General features: G+C 65.9%; 26 protein-coding genes. All 26 read right to left on the bottom strand.

Going from position 1 to position 22,668, the window contains the following annotated elements; all coding sequences use genetic code 11:
* Complete coding sequence (locus tag FFS23_RS00670; RefSeq protein ID WP_137896986.1) at window positions 1–708, bottom strand: biotin--[acetyl-CoA-carboxylase] ligase; 708 nt, start codon at window positions 706–708, stop codon at window positions 1–3.
* Entirely contained in the window at window positions 705–2,159 is a 1,455-nt protein-coding gene (nuoN, locus tag FFS23_RS00665) for an NADH-quinone oxidoreductase subunit NuoN (protein ID WP_137896985.1), read from the bottom strand. The genes FFS23_RS00670 and nuoN overlap by 4 nt, the downstream gene beginning before the upstream one ends.
* A complete protein-coding gene (locus FFS23_RS00660; protein WP_038660287.1) occupies window positions 2,159–3,688 on the bottom strand; it encodes an NADH-quinone oxidoreductase subunit M in 1,530 nt (509 codons plus the stop codon). Before FFS23_RS00660 ends, nuoN begins: the two co-directional genes overlap by 1 nt.
* On the bottom strand, window positions 3,685–5,844 hold the full coding sequence (gene nuoL, locus FFS23_RS00655; protein WP_137896984.1) for an NADH-quinone oxidoreductase subunit L: 2,160 nt from the start codon (window positions 5,842–5,844) through the stop codon (window positions 3,685–3,687). Before nuoL ends, FFS23_RS00660 begins: the two co-directional genes overlap by 4 nt.
* A 6-nt stretch (window positions 5,845–5,850) precedes the next feature.
* Window positions 5,851–6,156, bottom strand: a complete 306-nt coding sequence (gene nuoK, locus FFS23_RS00650; protein ID WP_038660292.1) for an NADH-quinone oxidoreductase subunit NuoK — start codon at window positions 6,154–6,156, stop codon at window positions 5,851–5,853.
* On the bottom strand, window positions 6,153–6,764 hold the full coding sequence (locus FFS23_RS00645; protein ID WP_038660296.1) for an NADH-quinone oxidoreductase subunit J: 612 nt from the start codon (window positions 6,762–6,764) through the stop codon (window positions 6,153–6,155). Before FFS23_RS00645 ends, nuoK begins: the two co-directional genes overlap by 4 nt.
* A 43-nt stretch (window positions 6,765–6,807) precedes the next feature.
* Window positions 6,808–7,293 (bottom strand): NADH-quinone oxidoreductase subunit NuoI, encoded by a 486-nt coding sequence (gene nuoI / locus FFS23_RS00640; RefSeq protein WP_038660298.1) that lies wholly within the window; start codon window positions 7,291–7,293, stop codon window positions 6,808–6,810.
* A gap of 124 nt (window positions 7,294–7,417) precedes the next feature.
* Complete coding sequence (gene nuoH, locus FFS23_RS00635; RefSeq protein ID WP_137897071.1) at window positions 7,418–8,443, bottom strand: NADH-quinone oxidoreductase subunit NuoH; 1,026 nt, start codon at window positions 8,441–8,443, stop codon at window positions 7,418–7,420.
* Window positions 8,444–8,469: 26 nt separating this feature from the next.
* Entirely contained in the window at window positions 8,470–8,703 is a 234-nt protein-coding gene (locus tag FFS23_RS00630) for a hypothetical protein (RefSeq protein ID WP_137896983.1), read from the bottom strand.
* Window positions 8,703–10,706, bottom strand: a complete 2,004-nt coding sequence (gene nuoG, locus FFS23_RS00625) for an NADH-quinone oxidoreductase subunit NuoG (protein WP_137896982.1) — start codon at window positions 10,704–10,706, stop codon at window positions 8,703–8,705. Before nuoG ends, FFS23_RS00630 begins: the two co-directional genes overlap by 1 nt.
* Window positions 10,706–11,392: a hypothetical protein gene (locus tag FFS23_RS00620; protein WP_171009301.1), complete on the bottom strand. Its 687-nt coding sequence runs from the start codon at window positions 11,390–11,392 to the stop codon at window positions 10,706–10,708. The genes nuoG and FFS23_RS00620 overlap by 1 nt, the downstream gene beginning before the upstream one ends.
* Before the next feature lie 20 nt (window positions 11,393–11,412).
* Complete coding sequence (nuoF, locus tag FFS23_RS00615) at window positions 11,413–12,717, bottom strand: NADH-quinone oxidoreductase subunit NuoF (RefSeq protein WP_137896980.1); 1,305 nt, start codon at window positions 12,715–12,717, stop codon at window positions 11,413–11,415.
* Window positions 12,717–12,959, bottom strand: a complete 243-nt coding sequence (locus FFS23_RS00610; RefSeq protein WP_137896979.1) for a hypothetical protein — start codon at window positions 12,957–12,959, stop codon at window positions 12,717–12,719. The genes nuoF and FFS23_RS00610 overlap by 1 nt, the downstream gene beginning before the upstream one ends.
* Entirely contained in the window at window positions 12,959–13,627 is a 669-nt protein-coding gene (locus tag FFS23_RS00605) for a complex I 24 kDa subunit family protein (RefSeq protein ID WP_137896978.1), read from the bottom strand. Before FFS23_RS00605 ends, FFS23_RS00610 begins: the two co-directional genes overlap by 1 nt.
* On the bottom strand, window positions 13,627–13,854 hold the full coding sequence (locus FFS23_RS00600) for a hypothetical protein (RefSeq protein ID WP_038660323.1): 228 nt from the start codon (window positions 13,852–13,854) through the stop codon (window positions 13,627–13,629). Before FFS23_RS00600 ends, FFS23_RS00605 begins: the two co-directional genes overlap by 1 nt.
* Entirely contained in the window at window positions 13,851–15,062 is a 1,212-nt protein-coding gene (locus tag FFS23_RS00595) for an NADH-quinone oxidoreductase subunit D (protein WP_038666501.1), read from the bottom strand. Before FFS23_RS00595 ends, FFS23_RS00600 begins: the two co-directional genes overlap by 4 nt.
* Before the next feature lie 59 nt (window positions 15,063–15,121).
* Complete coding sequence (locus FFS23_RS00590; RefSeq protein WP_038660325.1) at window positions 15,122–15,976, bottom strand: NADH-quinone oxidoreductase subunit C; 855 nt, start codon at window positions 15,974–15,976, stop codon at window positions 15,122–15,124.
* Window positions 15,973–16,524, bottom strand: a complete 552-nt coding sequence (locus tag FFS23_RS00585) for a NuoB/complex I 20 kDa subunit family protein (protein ID WP_038660327.1) — start codon at window positions 16,522–16,524, stop codon at window positions 15,973–15,975. The genes FFS23_RS00590 and FFS23_RS00585 overlap by 4 nt, the downstream gene beginning before the upstream one ends.
* 5 nt (window positions 16,525–16,529) lie before the next feature.
* Window positions 16,530–16,904 carry an NADH-quinone oxidoreductase subunit A gene (locus tag FFS23_RS00580; RefSeq protein WP_038660330.1) on the bottom strand — a complete coding sequence of 125 codons (375 nt, stop codon included), beginning with the start codon at window positions 16,902–16,904 and terminating at the stop codon, window positions 16,530–16,532.
* A gap of 180 nt (window positions 16,905–17,084) precedes the next feature.
* Window positions 17,085–17,897 carry an inositol monophosphatase family protein gene (locus FFS23_RS00575; RefSeq protein ID WP_038660333.1) on the bottom strand — a complete coding sequence of 271 codons (813 nt, stop codon included), beginning with the start codon at window positions 17,895–17,897 and terminating at the stop codon, window positions 17,085–17,087.
* A 146-nt stretch (window positions 17,898–18,043) separates the two neighbouring features.
* Window positions 18,044–18,607: an elongation factor P gene (gene efp, locus FFS23_RS00570; protein ID WP_037530700.1), complete on the bottom strand. Its 564-nt coding sequence runs from the start codon at window positions 18,605–18,607 to the stop codon at window positions 18,044–18,046.
* 64 nt (window positions 18,608–18,671) lie between these two features.
* The gene (locus FFS23_RS00565; RefSeq protein WP_137896977.1) at window positions 18,672–19,259 is read right to left on the bottom strand and encodes a M23 family metallopeptidase; all 588 of its coding nucleotides are present in this window, start codon (window positions 19,257–19,259) and stop codon (window positions 18,672–18,674) included.
* A gap of 142 nt (window positions 19,260–19,401) precedes the next feature.
* On the bottom strand, window positions 19,402–20,436 hold the full coding sequence (locus FFS23_RS00560; RefSeq protein ID WP_137896976.1) for a L,D-transpeptidase family protein: 1,035 nt from the start codon (window positions 20,434–20,436) through the stop codon (window positions 19,402–19,404).
* A 93-nt stretch (window positions 20,437–20,529) separates the two neighbouring features.
* Window positions 20,530–21,213, bottom strand: a complete 684-nt coding sequence (gene thiE, locus FFS23_RS00555; protein ID WP_137896975.1) for a thiamine phosphate synthase — start codon at window positions 21,211–21,213, stop codon at window positions 20,530–20,532.
* Window positions 21,210–21,740: a hypothetical protein gene (locus tag FFS23_RS00550; RefSeq protein WP_137896974.1), complete on the bottom strand. Its 531-nt coding sequence runs from the start codon at window positions 21,738–21,740 to the stop codon at window positions 21,210–21,212. The genes thiE and FFS23_RS00550 overlap by 4 nt, the downstream gene beginning before the upstream one ends.
* Window positions 21,741–21,744: 4 nt before the next feature.
* Window positions 21,745–22,668, bottom strand: a complete 924-nt coding sequence (locus FFS23_RS00545; RefSeq protein ID WP_038660349.1) for a class I fructose-bisphosphate aldolase — start codon at window positions 22,666–22,668, stop codon at window positions 21,745–21,747.

Here is a 22,668-nt window from a genome sequence, read left to right as displayed (position 1 = left end):
TCAATCCTTCAGGACAGAAACGTCGGCGGCGTGAATGACATGCCGCTCGCCCGACGCCAAGCGCAGGATGAGCGCGCCGTCCGCGTCGAGCCCGTCGAACAGGCCGTCGCGCGTGCCGCCGTCCGGCAGTCGCACGCTGAGCGCGGTGCCGACCGGATGCGCTGCGGCGAGCCAGGCATCGCGGACCGCGGCAAGCCACTGCCCGCGCCACACCGTCAGCCAGCGGCCGAAGGCTTCCGCCAGTACGTCGAGGAAAGCCTCCGCAGTCACCACGGCCCCGGCGGCGGCGAGGCTCGTCGTCGCGCGATCGGGAAGATCGGGGTGATGCGCCAGATTGACCCCAATGCCGACCACCACCGCGTCCTCGCAGCGTTCGAGCAGGATGCCGGAGAGCTTGGCGTCGCCGATCAGCAGATCGTTGGGCCATTTCAGCCGGGCGGCGTCGGGCAGGAAGACGCTCACCGCCCGTTGCAGCGCCACCGCGGCGACCAGCGCCAGCGTCGCAGCCGGGGGATCGGCGGGGCGGAGGCGGACCAACGTGCTGGCGTAGAGATTGCCGGGTTCGGACACCCACGGGCGCCCGAGCCGGCCCTTGCCGGCGGTCTGGCGCTCGGCGCGGAGCCAGAGCCCCTCCTCGGCGCCCTCGCGCGCGAGGAGGCGCATGTCGGCGTTGGTCGAGCCCGTCTCCGCGACGGTCCGGATCGTCAAATCGCCGGGAACAGCGCGCGCGCCGCAGCCATCGTCCAGCCGCCGAGCAGCGGGATCGCCAGATAGCCGAGCGGCGAGACGAAGGCGGCGGTCAGCACGATCAGCCCGCCCTCGACCGGGTTGTTGCCCTTGGGGAAGGCCGGTGCCGGCTCGTCGAAGTACATCGTCTTGACGACGCGCAGATAGTAGTAAGCGCCGATCGTCGAGGCGGCGATACCGATCACCGCGAGCGGGAACAGGCCGGCGCGCACCGCGGCGTCAAACACCGCAAACTTCGCGTAAAAGCCGAACAGCGGCGGGATGCCGGCGAGGCTGAACATGAAGATGGCGAGCGCTGCCGCAAGGCCCGGGCGGGTGCGCGACATGCCGGACAAAGCCGCAATGCTTTCAACGGGTTGGCCCTCGTCGTCGCGCATCTGCAACACGATCAGGAACGAGCCCAGCGTCATCGCGATGTAGATCGTCATATAGATCAGCACGCCCGACACGCCCTCGGGCGTGCCGGCGGCGAGGCCGACCAGCGCGAAGCCGACGTTGTTAATCGACGAATAAGCGAGCAGCCGCTTGATGTTGGTCTGGCCGATCGCCGCCACCGCGCCGAGCAGGATCGAGGCAAGCGCGGCGAAGATCACGATCTGGCGCCACTGGTCGGTCGCCGGCCCCATCGCCTCGACCGCGACGCGGACCGCGAGGCCCATCGCCGCCACCTTGGGCGCGGAGGCGAAGAAGGCGGTGACCGGCGTCGGCGAGCCTTCGTAGACGTCCGGCGTCCACATGTGGAACGGCACCGCGGCGATCTTGAAGGCGATACCCGCGAAGACGAAGACCAGGCCAAACAGCAGGCCGAGCGACTGCGGGCCTGCATAAGCGGCGGCGATGCCGGTAAACAGCGTGGTGCCCGAGAAGCCGTAGACCAGGCTGATGCCGTACAGCAGGATGCCGCTCGCCAGCGCGCCGAGCACGAAATATTTCAGGCCCGCCTCAGCCGAGCGCGTGTCGCGGCGCATGAAGCTCGCCAGCACATAGGCGGCGAGGCTCTGGAGTTCGAGGCCGACGTAGAGCGTCAGCATGTCGCTCGCCGAAACCATCAGGCCCATGCCGGCGGCGGACAGCAGGATCAGCACCGGATATTCGGGACGCAGATCGTCACCGTGCGTGCGCTGGAAGAAGTCGGGCGCGATCACGATGCTCACCGCCGCGGCGACGAAGATCAGCACCTTGGCGAAGGCGGCGAAGGCGTCGGCACGATACAGGTCGTCGAACGCCGCCCCGCCGTAGCTGGCCGGGCCGAGCAAGGCGAGACAGGCGCCGGCGAGCACCGCGACCGCGGTCCACGAGACGGCCCGCGTCGACGCCGATCCGCCCCAGGCGGACACCAGCATCAGGACGACGGCGCCCGCGCCGAGGATCACCTCGGGCAGGGTCATGGCGAGATTGGCGGCGTAATCCATCAGTGAGCAATTCCGTGGGCGGCAGGCGCCGTGGCGAGGGGCTTGCCGGCAGTCGGCTGGGAATCGGAGACGGGCGTCGCGCGATCGATGCGGGCGAGCAGCACGCCGACATCCTTGCGCATCGGCGCCATGAAGCTCTCCGGATAGACACCCATCCACAAAGCGACGGCGGCGATCGGCGCGAGCAGCCACAATTCGCGATGCGACAGATCCTGCATCTCGCGCACGTCGTCCGACTTGATCTCACCGAAGACGACGCGGCGATAGAGATACAGCATATAGGCCGCGCCGAGGATGATGCTGGTCGTGCAGAGCAAGGCGATCCAGGTCGACACCTGATAGGTGCCCATCAGCGCCAGGAATTCGGCGACGAAGCCGCTGGTTCCGGGCAGGCCGATCGACGCCATGGTGAAGAACAGGAAGAAGAGCGCGTAGCGCGGCATGTTGATCGCCAGACCGCCGTAGCGGCTGATCTCACGCGTGTGCAGCCGGTCGTAGATGACGCCGACGCACAGGAAGAGCGCGCCCGACACCAGGCCATGGCTGAGCATCATGATCATCGCGCCCTCGATCCCCTGCCGGTTGAAGGCGAAGAGGCCGATGGTGACGATCGCCATATGCGCGACCGACGAATAAGCGATCAGCTTCTTCATGTCGGACTGCACCAGCGCGACGAGCGAGGTGTAGATCACCGCCACCGCCGACAGGCCGAAGATGAGCCAGGTAAGCTGGCCCGAGGCTTCGGGGAACATCGGCAGGCTGAAGCGCAGGAAGCCGTAGCCGCCGAGCTTGAGCAGCACGCCCGCGAGGATCACCGAACCCGCGGTCGGCGCCTGAACGTGCGCGTCGGGTAGCCAGGTATGGACCGGCCACATCGGCATCTTCACCGCGAACGAGGCGAAGAAGGCGAGCCACAGCCAGGTCTGCACGTGCGCCGGGAAGTCATAGGCCTGCAACGCCGGGATGCTCGACGTACCGGCGGTCTGCGCCATGTAGAGCATCGCGATCAGCATCAGCAGCGAGCCGAGCAGCGTGTAGAGGAAGAATTTATACGAGGCGTAGATGCGGTTCACCCCGCCCCAGATCCCGATGATGAGATACATCGGGATCAGCCCTGCCTCGAAGAACAGGTAGAAGAGGAACAGATCCTGCGCCGCGAAGGTGCCGATCATCAGCGTTTCCGTGAGCAGGAACGCCGCCATATATTCGGGCACGCGATTGGTGACCGAACGCCAGCTCGCGCCGATGCAGATCGGCATCAGGAACACGCTGAGCATGATGAGCATCAGCGCGAAACCGTCGATGCCGAGATCCCAGCGGAAGAAGCCGAACGCCGGGCCCTGCTCGACGAACTGCCATTGCGCGCCGCCGATGTCGTAATTGGCCCACAGCAGGATGCCGAGCGCCAGATCGACGAAGGTGGCGGCCAGCGCCAGCATGCGGGCGGTGGCGGCGGGTACGAACAGGCAGGCGATCGCCGCAAGCGCGGGGATCAGCAGCATGATCGAGAGGATGGGCAGCCCGCTCACTGTGCGATCGCCCAGGTGACGACGGCGGTCAGACCGATCAGCATGACGAAGGCATAGGTATAGACATATCCGTTCTGGAGCCGGCCCGCGAGCCGGCTGGAGAGCTGCACCACCCAGGCCGAGCCGTTCGGCCCGAACCGGTCGATCGTCTGTTCGTCACCGCGATGCCACAGCAGACGGCCGATGGCGAAGGCGGGACGGACGAAGATCAGGTGGTAGAGTTCGTCGAAATAATATTTGTGGACGAGGAAGCGGTACAGGATGCGGAACTGGTCCGCGACCGCCGCCGGGAAGCTCGGTGCCTTGATATAGGCATACCAGGCGGTGAACAGGCCGAGCAGCATCGCGATCGTCGCCGACAATTTGATCGGCACCGGCACCTCGTGCATCGCGTGCATCAGATGTTCGCGGAAGGCGATGTCGCCCTTCCAGAACAGCTCGCCCGCATCGGGTTCGACGAAATAGCGGTGGAAGACGAAGCCCGCCGCAATCGCGCCGATCGACAGGATGACGAGCGGCACCAGCATCGGCCACGGGCTTTCGTGCGGATGATAGCCGCCGGTCCCCGCGGGCAGGTCCTGCTGCGATGCGCCGTGCATCGACGGGCGATCGCCGCTGTCCTCGGCCTGCGCCGGATTGCCGTGCGCCTCGTCGGCATGGTGTGCGTCATGGCCATGCGCGTGGTGCGCATCGTGGCCGTGCGTTTCATGCGCATGATCGTCATGGCCGTGGCCATGCGCGTCGTGCAACGCGTGCTGGATATGCTCCGACGCGGCCCAGCGCGGCTTGCCCCAGAAGGTGAGGAACATCAGCCGCCACGAATAGAAGCTGGTGATCAACGCGACGAGCACGCCGACGAACCACACGCCCGGTTCGCCCGCCGCCCAGCCGGCCTCGATGATCGCGTCCTTCGAATGGAAGCCCGCGAACCCGATGCCGAGCGGATTGCCGAACACCGCGGGCAGGCCGACGCCGGTGATCGCCAGCGTACCCATCATCATGCCCCAGAAGGTCAGCGGGATGCTTTTGCGCAGCCCGCCGTAATAGCGCATGTCCTGCTCGTGGTGCATCGCGTGGATCACCGAGCCCGCCCCGAGGAACAGCAGCGCCTTGAAGAAGGCGTGCGTGAACAGGTGGAACATCGCCGCGCCATAGGCGCCGACGCCCGCCGCGAAGAACATATAGCCGAGCTGTGAGCAGGTCGAATAAGCGATGACGCGCTTGATGTCGGTCTGCACCATGCCGACGGTCGCGGCGAACAGGCAGGTCGCGGCGCCGACCGCCATGACGACGTGCAGCGCGGTCGGCGACATTTCGAACATCGGCGACAGGCGGCAGACCATGAAGACGCCGGCGGTGACCATCGTCGCCGCGTGGATCAGCGCCGACACCGGGGTCGGGCCTTCCATCGCGTCGGGCAGCCAGGTGTGCAGGCCGAGCTGCGCCGACTTGCCCATCGCGCCGACGAACAGCAGCAGGCAGAGCACCGTCATCGTATCGACGCGCATGCCGAGGAAGCCGATCGTCGAGCCCGCCATCGTCGGCGCCGCGGCGAGGATCGCCGGGATCGAGACGGTGCCGAACACCAGGAAGGTGCCGAAGATACCCAGCATGAAGCCGAGATCGCCGACGCGGTTGACGACGAAGGCCTTGATCGCGGCGGCATTGGCGGACGGCTTGCGGAACCAGAAGCCGATCAGCAGGTAGGAGGCGAGACCGACGCCTTCCCAGCCGAAGAACATCTGCACCAGCGTATCCGCGGTGACGAGCATCAGCATCGCGAAGGTGAACAGCGACAGATAGGCGAAGAAGCGCGGCTGGTCCGGGTCCTCACTCATATAGCCCCAGCTATAGAGGTGGACGAGCGCCGACACGCTGGTGATGACCACCAGCATGATCGCGGTGAGCTGGTCGACACGCAGCGACCAGTCGACCGCCATGTCGCCGCTGACGATCCATTTCAGCACCGGCACGACGGTCGCGGTGTTGGTGCCGGCGAGGAAGCCGAGGAAGATCGGCCAGCTCAGCAGGCACGAGAGGAACAGCGCGCCGGTGGTGATCGCCTTGGCCGGCACGAAGCCGATCGCCTTGTTGCCGAGCCCGGCAACGATCGCTGCCAGAAGCGGCAGGAACACGATGAAGAGGATGGAGGTCACCTGTATTTAGCCCTTCATCCGATTGACATCGTCGACCGCGATCGTGCCGCGGCCACGGAAATAGATCACCAGGATCGCCAGCCCGATCGCCGCCTCGCCGGCGGCGACGGTCAGCACGAACATCGCGAACACCTGCCCGACGAGATCGTGCAGATAGGCGGAGAAGGCGACGAGGTTGAGGTTCACCGCGAGCAGGATCAGCTCGATCGCCATCAGGATGACGATCAAATTCTTCCGGTTGAGGAAGATGCCGAGCACACCCATCGTGAACAGGATCGCCGCCACGACCAGATAATGCGTCAACCCAATCACAACTGCACCCCCTCGCCGACCGTCGGCTGGACGTTGCGCGTCGCATCCTGCGGACGGCGCGCGTTCTGGCGGCTGATGTTCTGGCCGCGGACGCCGCCACGCTGGCGATGCGTCAGCACGATCGCGCCGATCATCGCGACGAGCAGGACGAAGCCCGCTGCCTCGAACACGAAGAGATAGCGCGTATACAGCAGCTGCCCCATCGCCTGGATGTTGGGCACGTCGCCGTCGATCGGCGCGATGCGGCGGCTGATCTTGAGGCCGCCGGCGCTCCAGGCGCCGATGCCGATCAGGATCTCCGCCGCCAGCGCGACCGCGAGCGCGAGGCCGAGCGCGGCATAGCGCGCGACACCAGCGCGCAATTGCGCGACCTCGATGTCGAGCATCATCACCACGAACAGGAACAGCACGGCGACCGCACCGACGTAGACGATGACGAGGAGCATCGCGATGAACTCCGCCCCGACGAGCACCATCAGCCCCGCCGCGTTGAAGAAGGCGAGGATCAGCCACATCACCGAATGGACCGGATTGCGCGACGAAATCGTCATCGCCCCCGAACCGATCACGATGATCGCGAAGAGATAAAAGGCTATGGCCTGGATCACGAGTTGGTCGGCCCCCTAAGCCCGGAATCGAATGCGGCGCGCATTAACGGTATGGCGCATCGGCGGCAAGGTTCGCCGCGATCGCGCTTTCCCAGCGGTCGCCATTGTCGAGCAGCTTGGCCTTGTCGTAGATCAGCTCCTCGCGCGTCTCGGTCGAGAATTCGTAATTCGGGCCCTCGACGATCGCATCGACCGGGCAGGCCTCCTGGCACAGACCGCAATAGATGCACTTGGTCATGTCGATGTCGTAGCGCGTCGTGCGGCGGCTGCCGTCGTCGCGCGGTTCGGCCTCGATCGTGATCGCCTGCGCCGGACACACCGCCTCGCAGAGCTTGCACGCGATGCAGCGTTCCTCGCCGTTCGGATAGCGGCGCAGCACGTGCTCGCCGCGGAACCGCGGGCTGACCGGGTTGCGCTCATAGGGGTAGTTGATCGTCGCCTTGGGCTTGAAGAAATACTTCAGCGTGAGGGCGTGCGCCTTCACGAACTCCCACAAGGTGAACGACTTGATGATCTGTGCGACGCTCAAGAGCCCAATCCCGTCATTCGGTCGATCACGACGACCATCAATCCGATCGCGACGCCGATCAGCGCCCGATCCCGTAACGCCTGCGGCCGAAGGCCACGGGCGCTCATCCATTCGCTGGCCCGGCTCATCCGCCGACCGGCACGCGGATCAGCATCAGCACGCCCGACACCAGGAACACCCAGAACAGCGACAGCGGCAGGAACACCTTCCACCCCAGCCGCATCAGCTGGTCGTAGCGGTAGCGCGGCACCGTCGCCTTGACCCAGCTGAACACGAAGAAGAAGAACAGCATCTTCGCGAACAGCCAGATGATCCCGGGCACGTAATAAAGCGGTGCCCAGTCGATCGGCGGCAGCCAGCCGCCCCAGAACAGCGTCGCGTTGAGCGCACACATCAGCAGCACGTTGGCATATTCGCCGAGCCAGAAGAGCGCGAAGCTCATCGAGCTATATTCGGTCTGATAACCGGCGACGAGCTCGCTCTCCGCCTCGGTCAGATCGAAAGGCGCGCGCTGCGTCTCGGCGAGGCTGGAGATGAAGAACATCACCGCCATCGGGAAGAGCAGCGGATTGATGCCGAAGGCGTTGATGTGGAGGTTGAGCGTGCTGGTCTGCGCCAGCACGATACCGCTGAGGTTGAACGTCCCCGCCCACATCACCACCGAGATGAGGATGAAGCCGATCGCGACTTCGTAGCTCACCATCTGCGCCGCGGCACGCAGCGCCGAATAGAAAGGATATTTGGAGTTGGACGCCCAGCCCGACAGGATCACGCCATAGACGCCGAGCGACGAGGCGGCGAGCACGTAGAGCAGGCCGACGTTGATATCGGCGAGCACCACACCCGCCCCGAACGGCACCACCGCCCAGACGATCAGCGCCACCGTGAAGGTGATGATCGGCGCGAGCAGGAACAACGTCCGGTTCGCCGCGGCGGGAACGATCGTTTCCTGCAGGAAGACTTTGAGGCCGTCGGCGAACGACTGGAGCAGGCCGAACGGCCCGACGACGTTGGGGCCGCGGCGCAGCGCCATCGCCGCCCAGATCTTGCGATCGGCATAGATGATCATCGCGACGGCCAGCATCAGCGGCAGCGCGATGACGAGGATGCCGACGATCGTCGCGACGAACCACGCCCAGCCGTAGGACATGCCGACGGTCGTGTTGAAGAATTCGGTCACTGGTCGACTCCAGTCTGGGTCGACGCAAACCACTGGTCGAACCGCAGCAAGACGAAAGCTGCGATCAGCGGCAGCAGCGCCGACGTCAGCGACGCCGACAACCCGAACAACGGATTCGGCCGCACTGGCACCCCGAAAACCAAGGCGAGCGACCCGACAAAATTGACCGCCGCGATCACGAGCAGCACGGCCGGCCCCACATGGATGACCTTACGATAAAAGGGACTCATCACTCCGCCGCCTCCGCGAACGTCTCGCCATGGACCAGTTCGGCCGAACAGCGCTGCATCGTCGGGGACGCGCGGCAGATGGCGTTGGTCAGATAGAAATCCTTGATCGGATAGCCGGTGAGGCTCCCCTGCCCGGCGCCGTCGAGCGCCGGCGGGTTCCACGCATAGCCGGCGAGCTCGCCGACGTTGCGCAATGCGGGGACCTCGACGGTCATCGCCTCGCGCAGCCCGGCGAGGCTGTCGAAGGGCAGCGTAACGCCGAGCGCCTCGGACAAGGCACGGAAGATCGTCCAGTCCTCGCGCGCATCGCCCGGTGCGAACACCGCGCGCTCGCCACGCTGGACGCGGCCTTCGAGATTGACCCAGGTGCCCGACTTCTCGGCATAGGTCACGCCCGGCAGGATGACGTCGGCATGATGCGCGCCGGTGTCGCCGTGATGGCCGACATAGACCTTGAAGCCGCCGAACTTGGTGTAATCAACCTCGTCCGCGCCGAGGAAGAAGGTCACCGCCGCGTTCGACAGATCGGCGATGCCGCCCTTCTGCGCATAGCCGAGCATCAGCCCGCCCATCCGGCTCGCCGCCATATGGACGACGTTAAAGCCGTTCCAGCCGTCACGCACCAGATTGAACTGCTTGGCGAAGGCGAGCGCGGCGCCATGGCCGCCCTTTAGCGCACCGCCGCCGACGATGACCATCGGCTTGACGGCATCGGTAAAGAGCTTGGCGACCGCCTCGGGCAGATTGCCGAGCAGCGACAGATCGGCACCCAGCCATTCGACCTTGTAGGTCAGCTCGGTTTCCGGCCCGATCGCGAAGACCTTGGCGCCCTTCTTGATCGCCTTGCGGATGCGGGTGTTCACCAGCGGCGCTTCCCAGCGCAAATTGGTGCCGACCAGCAGGATCGCATCGGCCTCTTCGACGCCGGCGATCGTCGTGTTGAAATTGACCGCGGCGAGGCTCGACGTGTCATAGTCCATGCCCGTCTGCCGCCCTTCGAGCAGCGACGAACCGAGCTTCGCGAGCAGCGCCTTGGCGGCGTACATCGTCTCGCAGTCGACCAGATCGCCCGCCACCGCGGCGACGTTCGCGCCCGTGGCTTCGACCCTGGTCTTGATGACCGCGAACGCCTCGTCCCAGCTGACCGGGGCGAGCTTGCCGTCACGACGCACATAGGGGCGATCGAGGCGCCGACGGACGAGGCCGTCGACATGATGGCGCGTCTTGTCGTGCGCCCATTCCTCGTTGACGTCCTCGTTGATGCGCGGGACGCAGCGCAGCACCTGACGGCCGCGGCTGTCGAGGCGGATGTTGGTGCCGACCGCATCCTGCACGTCGATGGTGAGCGTTTTCTTGAGCTCCCACGGCCGTGCCTCGTACGAATAAGGCTTCGAGGTCAGCGCGCCGACCGGGCAGAGGTCGACGACGTTGCCACTCAGCTCGCTGGTCACCGCCTGTTCGAGATAGGACGTGATCTGCATGTCCTCGCCGCGATAGATCGCGCCGATCTCCTCGACCCCGGCGACCTCTTCGGCGAAACGGACACAGCGGGTGCACTGGATGCAGCGGGTCATGATCGTCTTGACGATCGGACCCATATACTTCTCGGTCACCGCCCGCTTATTCTCGGTATAGCGGCTATGGCCCTTGCCATAAGCGACCGACTGGTCCTGCAGATCGCATTCGCCGCCCTGATCGCAGATCGGGCAGTCGAGCGGATGGTTGATGAGCAGGAATTCCATTACGCCCTCGCGGGCGTTCTTCACCATCGGCGTGGTGGTGAAGACTTCCTGATTGTCCGCGGCGGGCAGCGCGCACGAGGCCTGCGGCTTGGGCGGCCCCGGCTTCACCTCGACGAGGCACATGCGGCAATTGCCGGCGATCGACAGCCGCTCATGATAGCAGAAGCGCGGGATTTCCTTGCCCGCGGCTTCGCACGCCTGGAGGACCGTCGCGCCCTGCGGCACCTCGACCTCGATCCCGTCTACTTTCAGCTTCGGCATTACTTGGATTCCTGCGACGCGGGACGCACCGGTGGCACGACACCGCGATAAAGAACTTCGCCCAACGCGCCCTCGAGAATGATCTTGCCCAAAGTCAACTTCTGTCCACTCGGCAGACATTGCGAGATATTCGGGGCCAATGCGGCGAATGCGGCATTCTGCGCCGGACTGGCGGTCCGTGCCATGACCACCGCTTTCGCGTCTACAGGATCATGCTCGACGACGCATTGCGCCAGAACGAGCAAACCCATCTGGATATTGCGATCGCCATCGACCGTCGTTGCCTGCGTGTTGGCGTCGAACGGCACCGCCGGCAACTGCCACGCCACCTTTCTTATCCCAGCCTCGGACCGACGGCGATACAATTCGACGAACAGCGCTCCGCGCAGCAACATCGGCTTGAACCGCATCATGCCGCTTGCCAGACACTCGCTATCCGCCATCGGCGCCAACGCGCTCGTGTTCACGTCCTCGGCAGGCAGGGTGAGCAACCGGGCAACACGGCCCGACTGGCGATCGACGGTGCAGCGTGCGAACTCCGCCATTGCAATCCGGCCGCGATCGGCCGCCGACAGGCCCGGCGTCTCCGGCAGCCGCGCGCGGCGGGGGATCGGGATGTTGGTCCCGGTATCCGCCTCGGTCTGCTTCTGTGCGATCGCCCCGGAGGCGATCGACAGTCCGACCATTGCCAGGGCGAGCGAAGACCTCACTCGGCAGCTTCCTGCATCGGCGTCAGATCGCCGCCGCTACGTTCGTTGATCCGGCGCTCCAGCTCGGGGCGGAAATGCTTGATGAGACCCTGGATCGGCCAAGCCGCGGCATCGCCGAGCGCGCAGATCGTGTGACCCTCGACCTGCTTGGTGACCTGATGCAGCGTATCGATCTCGGCGATGTCGGCGTCGCCGGTGCGCAGCCGCTCCATCACGCGCCACATCCAGCCAGTGCCTTCGCGGCACGGCGTGCACTGGCCGCAGCTCTCGTGCTTGTAGAAGTACGAGATGCGGCTGATCGCACGGACGATGTCGGTCGACTTGTCCATGACGATCACCGCCGCGGTGCCGAGGCCGGATCCGACCGCCTTGAGGCCGTCGAAGTCCATCGGCGCGTCGATGATGTCCGTCGCCGGCACCAGTGGCACCGACGAGCCGCCCGGGATCACCGCGAGCAGATTGTCCCAGCCGCCGCGGATACCGCCGCAATGCGTCTCGATCAGCTCGCGGAACGTCAGGCCCATCGCATCCTCGACCACGCACGGCTTATTCACATGCCCGCTGATCTGATAGAGCTTGGTGCCCTTGTTGTTTTCGCGGCCGAAGCCCGAGAACCACGATGCCCCGCGGCGCAGGATCGTCGGTGCGACCGCGATCGATTCGACGTTGTTGACCGTCGTCGGGCAGCCGTAGAGGCCCGCGCCGGCCGGGAACGGCGGCTTCAAACGCGGCTGGCCCTTCTTGCCCTCGAGGCTTTCGAGCATCGCGGTCTCTTCGCCGCAGATATAGGCGCCAGCGCCGCGATGGACGAAGACGTCGAAGTCATAGCCCGAACCGCTGGCGTTCTTGCCGATGAGCCCCCTGTCGTACGCCTCGGCGACCGCGGCGAACAGCGTCTCCGCCTCGCGGATATATTCGCCGCGGATGTAGATATAGGCCGCCCGCGCGCGCATCGCATAGCCGGCGATCAGCGCGCCCTCGATCAGCTTGTGCGGATCGTGGCGGATGATCTCGCGATCCTTGCACGAGCCGGGCTCGGATTCGTCGGCGTTGATGACGAGGAAGTTCGGCCGGTCGGGCTTGGGCTCCTTGGGCATGAACGACCATTTGGTCCCCGTGGGGAAGCCTGCGCCGCCACGACCGCGCAGCCCGCTCGCCTTGATGACGTCGATGATCGCGTCTTGGCCGAGCGCCATCAGCGCCTTGGTATTGTCCCAGTCGCCACGCTTCAGCGCCGCTTCGAGGTTCCACGGCTGGAACCCGTAGACGTTGGTGAAGATGCGGTCTTTATCGGCAAGCATCAGGCGTGTGCCCCATCACGAAGTTCGAGGCGTCGCTCGACACGACCAAGCCGCTCGTCGACGCGGTCGAGCCGATGATTGATGCTGGAATTCGACATGACGAGCCCGGCGAGATGCTCCTCGCTCGCCGAAGCCCGCATCTTGAGGTCGAGAATATCGAGGCGCATTTCCTGCTGTTCAGCCCGCATCTTCTTCAAGAGCTCATAGGTCAGATCGCCGACCGTCGGATGTTCGTCAGACATTATGCCCACTCCCCCCGATAATCATGATTGGCGTCGACCATCGCGGTCAGCGTCGTCGGGCCACCCTCCGGGCAGCTCGTCTGGCGGCCGATCGTCGACCCGGCCTTGGGCGTCTCGCCATTGGCAAGCGCCTCGAGCACCGCGACGGTACGGTCGTAGTCGAGGTCTTCGTAATTGTCGTCGTTGATCTGGACCATCGGCGCGTTGGCGCAGGTGCCGAGGCACTCGACCTCGGTCAGCGTGAACATGCCGTCCGGCGTCGTGCCCCCCTTGACCAGCCCGCGGTTCTTGCAGGCGGCGAGCACGTCGTCCGAGCCACGCAGCATGCACGGCGTGGTGCCGCAGACCTGCACGTGATAGCGGCCGACCGGCGCGAGGTTGAACATCGTGTAGAAGGTCGCGACCTCGAACACGCGCATATACGGCACGCCGATCTGACGTGCGACGAACTCGATCACCGGCACGGGAAGCCAACCCTGCGTCTGCGTCTCGGCGCCGACCTGCCGCTGGGCGAGGTCGAGGAACGGGATCGACGCGGACTGTTCGCGGCCCTTGGGATAGCGTGCGAGGATCTCGTTCGCCTTCTTCTGGTTCTCTTCGTTCCAGACGAAGCCACCCCAGCGGGCGCGGGTCTCGGCTTCGTCGGGAATGTGTGCTGCTTCAGCCATTATTCTCCACCCCGCAATTCCATGCGGCGCTCCACCCGGGTCAGTCGCTCGTCAAAGCGGTCCATGCGGGCGTTCAAACCGGAAATCGACAGCACCATGTTGCCCAGATGCTCTTCCACAACGGTCATGCGCAACTTGATGTCGTGCATATCACCTTCGATATTCGACAAGCGATCATCGATCCGGCGCAACCGCTCCAGGATCAGGTTTTCCACGTTACCGGTCACCGGTCGCACTCGCCGAACACGATATCCATCGCACCGAGGATCGCGGTGGTGTCGGCCAGCATGTGGCCGCGGCTCATGAAGTCCATCGCCTGGAGATGGCTGAACGCGGTCGGCCGGATCTTGCAGCGATAGGGCTTGTTCGAGCCGTCGGAAACGAGGAACACACCGAACTCGCCCTTCGGGCTCTCGGTCGCGACATACACTTCGCCGGCGGGGACGTGATAGCCCTCGGTGTACAGCTTGAAGTGATGGATCAGTGCTTCCATCGACTGTTTCATCTCGGCGCGCTTGGGCGGCACCACCTTGCGGTCGGTCGAGGCGATCGGCCCCTCCGGCATGTCGCGCAGGCACTGCTTCATGATCCGCGCCGACTGGCGGACCTCCTCGACGCGCACCATGAAGCGATCGTAGCAATCGCCGCGGGTGCCGACGGGGATGTCGAACTCCATCCGGTCGTAGACGTCATAGGGCTGCGACTTGCGCAGGTCCCAGGGGATGCCCGCGGCGCGGATCATCGGCCCCGAGAAGCCCCAGGCGATCGCATCCTCGCGGCTCACCGTCGCGATATCGACGTTGCGCTGCTTGAAGATGCGGTTGTCGGCGACGAGGCTGATCGCATCCTCGAACAGACGCGGCAGGCGCGTGTCGAGCCAGTCGGCGATATCGGTGAGCAGCTTGAGCGGCACGTCCTGATGGACGCCGCCCGGCCGCATGTAATTGTGATGCATGCGCGCGCCCGAGGCCCGCTCGAGGAAATTGTAGCAATCCTCGCGGATCTCGAACATCCACAGGTTCGGCGTCATCGCGCCGACATCCATCACGTGGCTGCCGAGGTTCAGCATGTGGTTGGAAATGCGGGTCAGCTCGGCGAAGAAGACGCGCAGATACTGGGCGCGGATCGGCACCTCGATATCGAGCAATTTCTCGATCGCGAGCACGAACGTATGCTCCATGCACATCGGCGAGCAATAATCGAGGCGATCGAAATAGGGGATCGCCTGCGCATAGGTCTTGTATTCGATCAGCTTCTCGGTGCCGCGATGCAGCAGGCCGACGTGCGGATCGATCCGCTCGATGATCTCGCCGTCCAGCTCCATCACCAGCCGCAGTACGCCGTGCGCGGCAGGATGCTGGGGGCCGAAATTGATCGTGTAATTCTGGATCGTGACGTCACCCTCGGTCGGATGCGCCGGGCTGGTGACGTGCATCAGCTCGTCGACATAGGGATCGACCGTGGTGGTGGCGGGCGCGAGATGCGGGTCCTGGCTCACTGATTCTGTCCTCCGCCCTTGGTCGGCACAACGTCCGAATCCTTGGGCTTGTCCTGCCGGGCGTTGCCGGGGCCGGCATCGCCGGCGCCGGTGTTCGCGGTGCCGGTCGAATCGTTCTTGGCATAGGGTTCGCTGCCGGCCTTGGGCGCCTGCGTCGGCGTGCGCGCGGCATCGGCCTTGACGATATCGTCCGCCTTCAACGGCGTCGGTGCGCCCTTGGCCTCGGGCAGCATGCCCTTCTCGTCACCGGGCAGCACATAGGCCGCGCCCTCCCAGGGGCTCTGGAAGTCGAAGTTGCGGAAATCCTGCGCCAGCTTCACCGGCTCGTAGATCACGCGCTTCGCCTCTTCCGAATAGCGCATCTCGACGAAGCCCGAGAGCGGGAAGTCCTTGCGCTGCGGATGGCCGCGGAAGCCGTAATCGGTGAGGATACGGCGCAGGTCGGCGTTGCCGGTGAACAGCACGCCGTACATGTCGTACACCTCGCGCTCCAGCCAGCCGGCGACCGGCCAGATGCCCGTCACCGACGGCACCGGCTTGACGTCGTCGGTGGCGACATGGACGTGCAGGCGATGGTTGCGCGTCAGCGACAGCAGGCAATAGACCACCTCGAACCGCTCCGGGCGGCTCGGATAGTCGACGCCGGCGATCTCCATCAGCTGCTGATATTCGAGACCGGGGGTGTCGCGCAGCTTGGTCAGCGCATCGACGATCGCGGTGCGCTCGACGTAGAGCGCGACCTCGCCGACCTGATCGACCGCGTCGAGCAGCGCCGAACCGAGCGTCGCCCGGACGATCTCGATCGTCTCGCCGTTGAGATCGGCGGCCCAGGCAGGAGCGGGCGCCCTCACCGTTCGACGCTCCCCTGACGGCGGATTTTACGCTGCAGCTGCATGATCCCGTAAAGCAGCGCCTCGGCGGTCGGCGGGCAGCCGGGGACGTAGATGTCGACCGGCACGACGCGGTCGCAGCCGCGCACCACCGAATAGCTGTAATGGTAATAGCCGCCGCCATTGGCGCAGCTGCCCATCGAGACGACGTATTTCGGCTCCGACATCTGGTCGTAGACCTTGCGCAGCGCCGGCGCCATCTTGTTGCACAGCGTACCCGCGACGATCATCACGTCAGACTGACGCGGCGACGCGCGCGGCGCCGCACCGAAGCGCTCGAGATCGTAGCGCGGCATGTTGACGTGGATCATCTCGACCGCGCAGCAGGCGAGACCGAAGGTCATCCACCACAGCGAGCCGGTACGCGCCCACTGGAACAGCTCCTCGGTCGAGGTGACGAGGAAGCCCTTGTCGTTGAGCTCGCCGTTGAGGCTGTCGAAAAAGCCCTGGTCGGGCGGCACCAGCGACGTGGCGGTCGCCGGGCGTTCGAGTTCGACGGGTCCGGACATAGCGGTCATTCCCAATCCAGCGCTCCCTTTTTCCAGGCATAGACGAGGCCCAGTGCAAGCTCGCCGATGAAGATCATCATGGAGATCCATGCGGTCCAGCCGATGCTGAAAACCGATACTGCCCAAGGATATAGGAAGGCGGCTTCGAGATCGAAGATGATGAACAGGATGGCGATCAGATAAAATCGCACGTCGAACTGGCTGCGCGGATCCTCGAACGCGGGGAAGCCGCACTCATATTCCGACAGCTTCTGTTCGTTCGGCTTGTTGGTGCCGGTCAGCCGGGCGACGACCATGGGCAGGAACACGAACGTGCTCGACAGCGCCAGGGCGACACCCAGGAACAGCAGGATAGGCAGATATTGCGACAGATCGACCAAAGGGCTTCTCGCAGGTGCGAAGGATGTGGGGGTCGCTTTAGGCCCCCAAGGGGGTACGGGCAAGGCCGCGGAGGGTGTGAGAATCACTCTCAATTGGTGGAGCGGCGATCGGGGACAGCACCTCATTCCTCCCCCTGGCGGGGGAGGAGTTGGCGCATCTTGCGGGCCGTACGATCCGGTTTAGCGGAGCGCGCCGGCGACCAGCTTGTGGAGCTTGACGTGCAGGCCATCGTTGCCGGCGAGGAACTCGTTGCGCTCCATCGCCTTGTCGGCGCCGCGGAAGTCGGTGACATAGCCGCCGGCTTCCTTGACCAGCAGCATGCCCGCCGCCGTGTCCCACGGCTTGAGACCCGATTCCCAATAGCCGTCGAAGCGGCCCGCGGCGACCCACGCGAGATCGAGCGCCGCCGCGCCGAGCCGGCGGATGCCGGCGACTTCCGGAGCGATCGCACCGAAGATGCGGCTCCACTGGACAAAATCGCCATGGCCAAGGAACGGGATGCCGGTGGCGATCAGCGCCTCCGACAGGTCGCGGCGGGCCGAGACGCGCAGCCGCTGGTCGGTGAGCCACGCACCGCGGCCCTTCTCGGCCCAGAAGCTCTCGTCGGTGAGCGGCTGGTAAACGAGGCCGGTCGTGATTTCGCGCTTGCCCGACGGGGTCGGCTCCTCGACCGCGATCGAGATGGCGAAATGCGGGATGCCGTGGAGGAAATTCGACGTGCCATCGAGCGGATCGATGATGAAGCGCGGCTTGTCGGGATCGCCCGCGACCTCGCCACCCTCTTCCATCAGGAAACCCCAGTCGGGGCGGGCGCGGCGCAGTTCCTCGAACAGCGTCTGCTCGGCGCGCTTGTCGGCGATCGACACGAAGTCGGCCGGGCCCTTGCGGCTGACCTGGAGATGCGAGACCTCGTTGAAGTCGCGGCGCAGCGCGGTGCCGGCCTTGCGGGCCGCGCGCTCGATGACGGTGAAGAGGCCGGAATGGGAGGGCATGGGGATTTCTCTATACCCCTCTCCCATTCGGGAGAGGGAGGGGCCCGCCGCCGTCGGGCGGTGGGAAGGTGAGGTCGAAGGAAGGCCCTGCCCTCACCCGACCTCGCTACGCTCGGCCACCCTCTCCACAGGGAGAGGGATATCGATCAGTCGGCGCGGCGGACGTAGGTCTGTTCGTAGACGTCGACGACGATGCGCGTGCCGGCGCCGATATGCGGCGGGACCATGACGCGCACGCCATTGTCGAGGATCGCGGGCTTGTAGCTCGACGAGGCGGTCTGCCCCTTCACGACGGCGTCGGCCTCGACGATCATCGCCTCGATCGTGCTCGGCAGCTCGACCGAGATCGGCTTTTCGTCATAGAGTTCGAGCACCACGTCCATGCCGTCCTGCAGGAAGGCGGCGGCATCGCCGAGGATGCCGGCGTCGAGCGTGATCTGCTCGTAATTGTCCTTGTCCATGAAGGTCAGCGCATCGCCGTCGCGGAACAGGAACTGGAAGTCCTTGGTGTCGAGACGGACGCGCTCGACCGTCTCTGCGGAGCGGAAGCGGACGTTGTTCTTGCGGCCGTCGATCAGGTTCTTCATCTCGACCTGCATGTACGCACCACCCTTGCCGGGCTGCGTGTGCTGGATCTTGACGGCGCGCCAGATGCCGCCCTCATATTCGATGATGTTGCCGGGACGGATGTCCACGCCGCTGATCTTCATGGATCTGAACCTATTGGAAAGAGCGAGATAGGCGCGCGGCTGGCGCACGCCCGGTGGCGCCCCTTTACCGTCCCCGCGCGCGGCCGGCAAGCAGCGGGAAGGGATTGACGTCCTCGCCCTGATGCCAGCGCTCGCCGGGCTGCATGCGCTGCAGGCCGAAATGGAGGTGGTAATTGCCCGCGCCGGCATCGCCGGTGTCGCCGACATAGCCGATCGGCTGGCCGGTCCTGACCTGCTGACCCTCGTGCAGGCCGGGGGCGTAGCCGGCGAGATGCGCGTAATAATAGATCCAGCGGCGGTCGGGCGAGCGGATATAGGCGGTGGTGCCGCCGAGGTTGGATTCGAACAGCTTCTCGACGGTGCCGGGGGCCGCGGCGATCACCGGCGTGCCGGCGGCGGCGGGAATGTCGGTGCCGTGATGGCCGCGGCTGCCGCCGCCCCGCGGGTCCATCCAGCTGTCGACGATCGCCGCGCGGCGGACGCCGGCGACGGGGACGGCGAGCGGCGCGTCGTCTCGCGCCGAGGGTTCGCCGACCGCTACGTCGACGCGGGGCGTGGTGGTGCGCGAGGCGGTGCCGAAGCTGGTCATCGCCGCGAAGGCGGCGCCGAGCAGGACGACGACGGCGAGGATGATCCAGCCGAGGCGGGTCATGCGCCCTGCCTCATCCACCTCGTCACCCCGGACGTGTTCCGGGGTCCACCCATCCGCAGGGAAATCGTATCCGCCGCGTGCCGCCGCTCCACGCCGCAGAGTGGACCCCGGAACGAGTCCGGGGTGACGGAGCATCGGCCGCTCACGCTTGGAACACCGCCTTGGTCCCCGGCTTCACCATCTGCGCGAGGCGCGCGACGTCCCAGTTGGTCAGGCGGATGCAGCCATGGCTTTCGGTGCGGCCGATCAGCTCGGGATGCGGCGTGCCGTGGATGCCGTAATGCTCCTTCGACAGATCGAGCCAGACGACGCCGACCGGGCCGTTCGGCCCCGGCGGCAGCATCTCCTTCTGATCGCCCTTCTTGGCGTCCCAGAACAGCGCCGGGTTAAAGTGGAACTTGGGATTGTAGTCGGCGCCGTAGATCTTCCACGTGCCGAGCGGCAGCGGGTCGTGCTCCGAGCCCATGGTGGCGCTGAACTGCGCGATCAGCTTGTCGTTCTTGTCGAGGACGCGCAGCACCTTCTCCGACTTGTCGACGACGATATGGTCGGCGACCGGCTGGGTGGCGTCGACGTTGAGCATGTTGAGCGTCTGGCGCCAGTGATCCGGCAGCTTGGGATCATAGGCGCGGCTGGCGGGCAAGGCGTTCGGAACGACGATCGTGCTGCCGACCTTGAGCCGCGTGTCGGGCGAGTTGAGCGCGATCAGCACCGCCGGCTGGGTGTGGAACATCTCCGCCAGCTTCTCCATCGGCGTGGCATAGCCGAGGCTCGGCAGCTTGGCCTGTTCGCCGTAATCCTTGGGCAGCGGGTTGTAATACGGCCCGGCGAGCGCCTCGCGGGTCAGCACGAAGCGCGCGGTGGGGCGCTTGGCGCGATACGGGTAGAGCGCCTGCAACGTCGCGGCATCGGGCTTGCCGGTGCGCGGCAGGCCCTTGGCCTCCTGGAAGCCCTTGAGCGCGGCGGTGAGCGACTGGCCGCCCTTGCCGTCGAGCACGCCAGGGCCGAAACCGAGCGAGTCGAGGATCACCTGCACGTGGAGGATGTTGCGATCGAGCGCCGGGGCGGCCGGCTGGGGGACCGCCTGGGGGACCGGCTGTGCGACCGTCCGTTGTGCGATCGTCGGGGCGGCGAGCGCGGCGCCCGCAAGCAGCGCCGTAGCCAGAACCATCTTCATGTCGCCAATCCCTTCAACCGTTACGCTGGTGGATCAAACGGTCCGCAGCAATTGTGGTTTCGTAGGCGGCGTTTTATCCCGATCGCCTGCCGGTCAGCCGCGCAGCACCTCGGCGAACGCACGCACCGCGGCCGCCTCGTCGCCGCTCCATACCGCACCGGATACGGCAAGAAAGTCCGCTCCCGCCGCGACCAGCGCCGGCGCATTGGCCGGCGTGATGCCGCCGATCGCGACGCTGGGCAGCTCGAACATCGACGCCCACCACGACAGGATCGAGGGTTCGGGGTGATGTTCGACCGCCTTGGTCGTCGTTGGATAGAAAGCGCCGAAGGCGACATAGTCCGCGCCGCCCTCGCCCGCTTCCATCGCGAGGTGACGGCTGTCGTGACAGGTCACGCCAATCTGCACCTCCGGCCCGAGCGCGTCGCGCGCCTCGCGCGGGTCGCCGTCCTCCTGGCCGAGATGGACGCCATCGGCGCCGAGCCGCTTCGCCAGCGCGATACTGTCGTTGACGATGAACGCGACCTCATGATCGGCGCAGATCCGCTGCAACGGCTCGGCAAGCTTGGCGGCGATATGCTGGTCGACGTCCTTGACGCGGAACTGGAAGGCGGCGACCGGGCCGGCATCGAGCGCGCGCGCCAGCCGGTCGGCGAAGCCGCCCGTCACGTCGAGCGGCGAGATCAGATAGAGCTGGCACGGCGGCCGGCGGTCGTTGCGCCGGAAGTTGGCGGCAAAGTCCGGGTCCAGCGGCCCGAGGGGATCGTCTTCGGTCATCCGCCAGCGCCTAGCGCCTTCCACGCGGCGGCGAAAGCCGCCGGATCATCCAAGCGATGCGCGATCGTGGTGATGCCACGCCGGCCCGGCAACGGCGCGACCAGATCGACGACCAGATTGGGATAAGCGAGCAGGGCGAGGTTGAGCACTGACCGCCGCTTCATCGCGGCGTGCTCGATCGAGGGCCGCAAGCCTGCGATCGCCTGCAGCGGGATGTCGACGCGACGGATCGTGCCGACCTGCAATATCAGCCGTTCGCGGTCGAGCAGCACCGGGCGGCGCTTCATCGCCAGCAATGCGCGCACCAGCCAGACCAGCCCGCCGAGCGTAAGAACGGACAGCGCCAGTGCCGCGGTATGGCTCCACAGAGCGACCAACAGATGGGTGACCGTCATTTCGACCAGCCCGACCGCGACGAGCGCCCAGACCAACGGGGCGACCGCCCGGTGATACGCAAAGCGCAAGGGCAACGTAGCAGGCGCCGCGCCGGACGGATCGCGATCCGTGTCCGGTGCAGCGCCTGCCATCGGGTCAGGCCGCCTCGCCCTTGTAGATGGCGATCAGCTTGCCGAGCATGTCGAGCGCGTCCTCGCGGCTGCGCTGGAAGGTGTTGCGGCCGATGATCGAGCCGTTGCCGCCGCCCGCCAGAATGTCGCGCGCGTCCTGATAGACCGCGTCGGCGCCCTTGGCGGCGCCGCCCGAGAAGACGACGATGCGGCGGCCGGCGAAGCTCGCCTGCACGACGTGGCGGACACGGTCGGCCTGGTTGGACCAGTCGGTGCCCTCATAGACGCGCTTGGCCTCTTCCTGCTCGATATGCGCGGACGGCAGCTTCACCTTGATGATGTGCGCGCCGAGCAGCGCCGCCATGTGCGCGGCATAGGCGCCGACATCGAGCGCCAGCTCGCCGTCCTTCGACAGCTTGCCGCCGCGCGGGTAGCTCCAGATCACGGTGGCGATGCCGACCGACTTGGCCTCCTCGCTGAGCTCGCGGATCTCCTCCATCTGCTCGAAGATGCCGTCCGAGCCCGGATAGATGGTGAAGCCGATCGCGGCGCAGCCGAGGCGCAACGCGTCGGAGACGCTGGCGGTCACCGCCTGATCGATGGTGGTCGCCCAGCTGTTCGAGCTGTTGAGCTTGAGGATCGTCGGGATCTGCCCGGCGAAGGTGTCGGCGCCCGCCTCGAGCGGCCCGAGCGGCGCGGCATAGGCCGACAGGCCGGCGTCGATCGCGATCTGATAATGGTAATGCGGGTCGTAGGCGGGCGGGTTGACCGCGAAGGAGCGCGCCGGGCCGTGCTCGAAGCCCTGATCGACGGGCAGGATCACCAGCTTGCCGGTGCCGCCCAATTTGCCCTGCATCAGGATGCGGGCGAGGTTCGCCTTCACAGCGGGGCTGGTCGCTTCGTATTTGTCGAGGATCACCTTGACGGCGGGGGTGACGGTGGTGGTCAT

Origin of the sequence: Sphingomonas sp. 2SG, assembly GCF_005503285.1 — a bacterium.
In the GTDB taxonomy this organism is placed as follows: Bacteria; Pseudomonadota; Alphaproteobacteria; order Sphingomonadales; family Sphingomonadaceae; genus Sphingomonas; species Sphingomonas taxi.
This window is presented reverse-complemented; position numbering and strand designations above follow the sequence as displayed.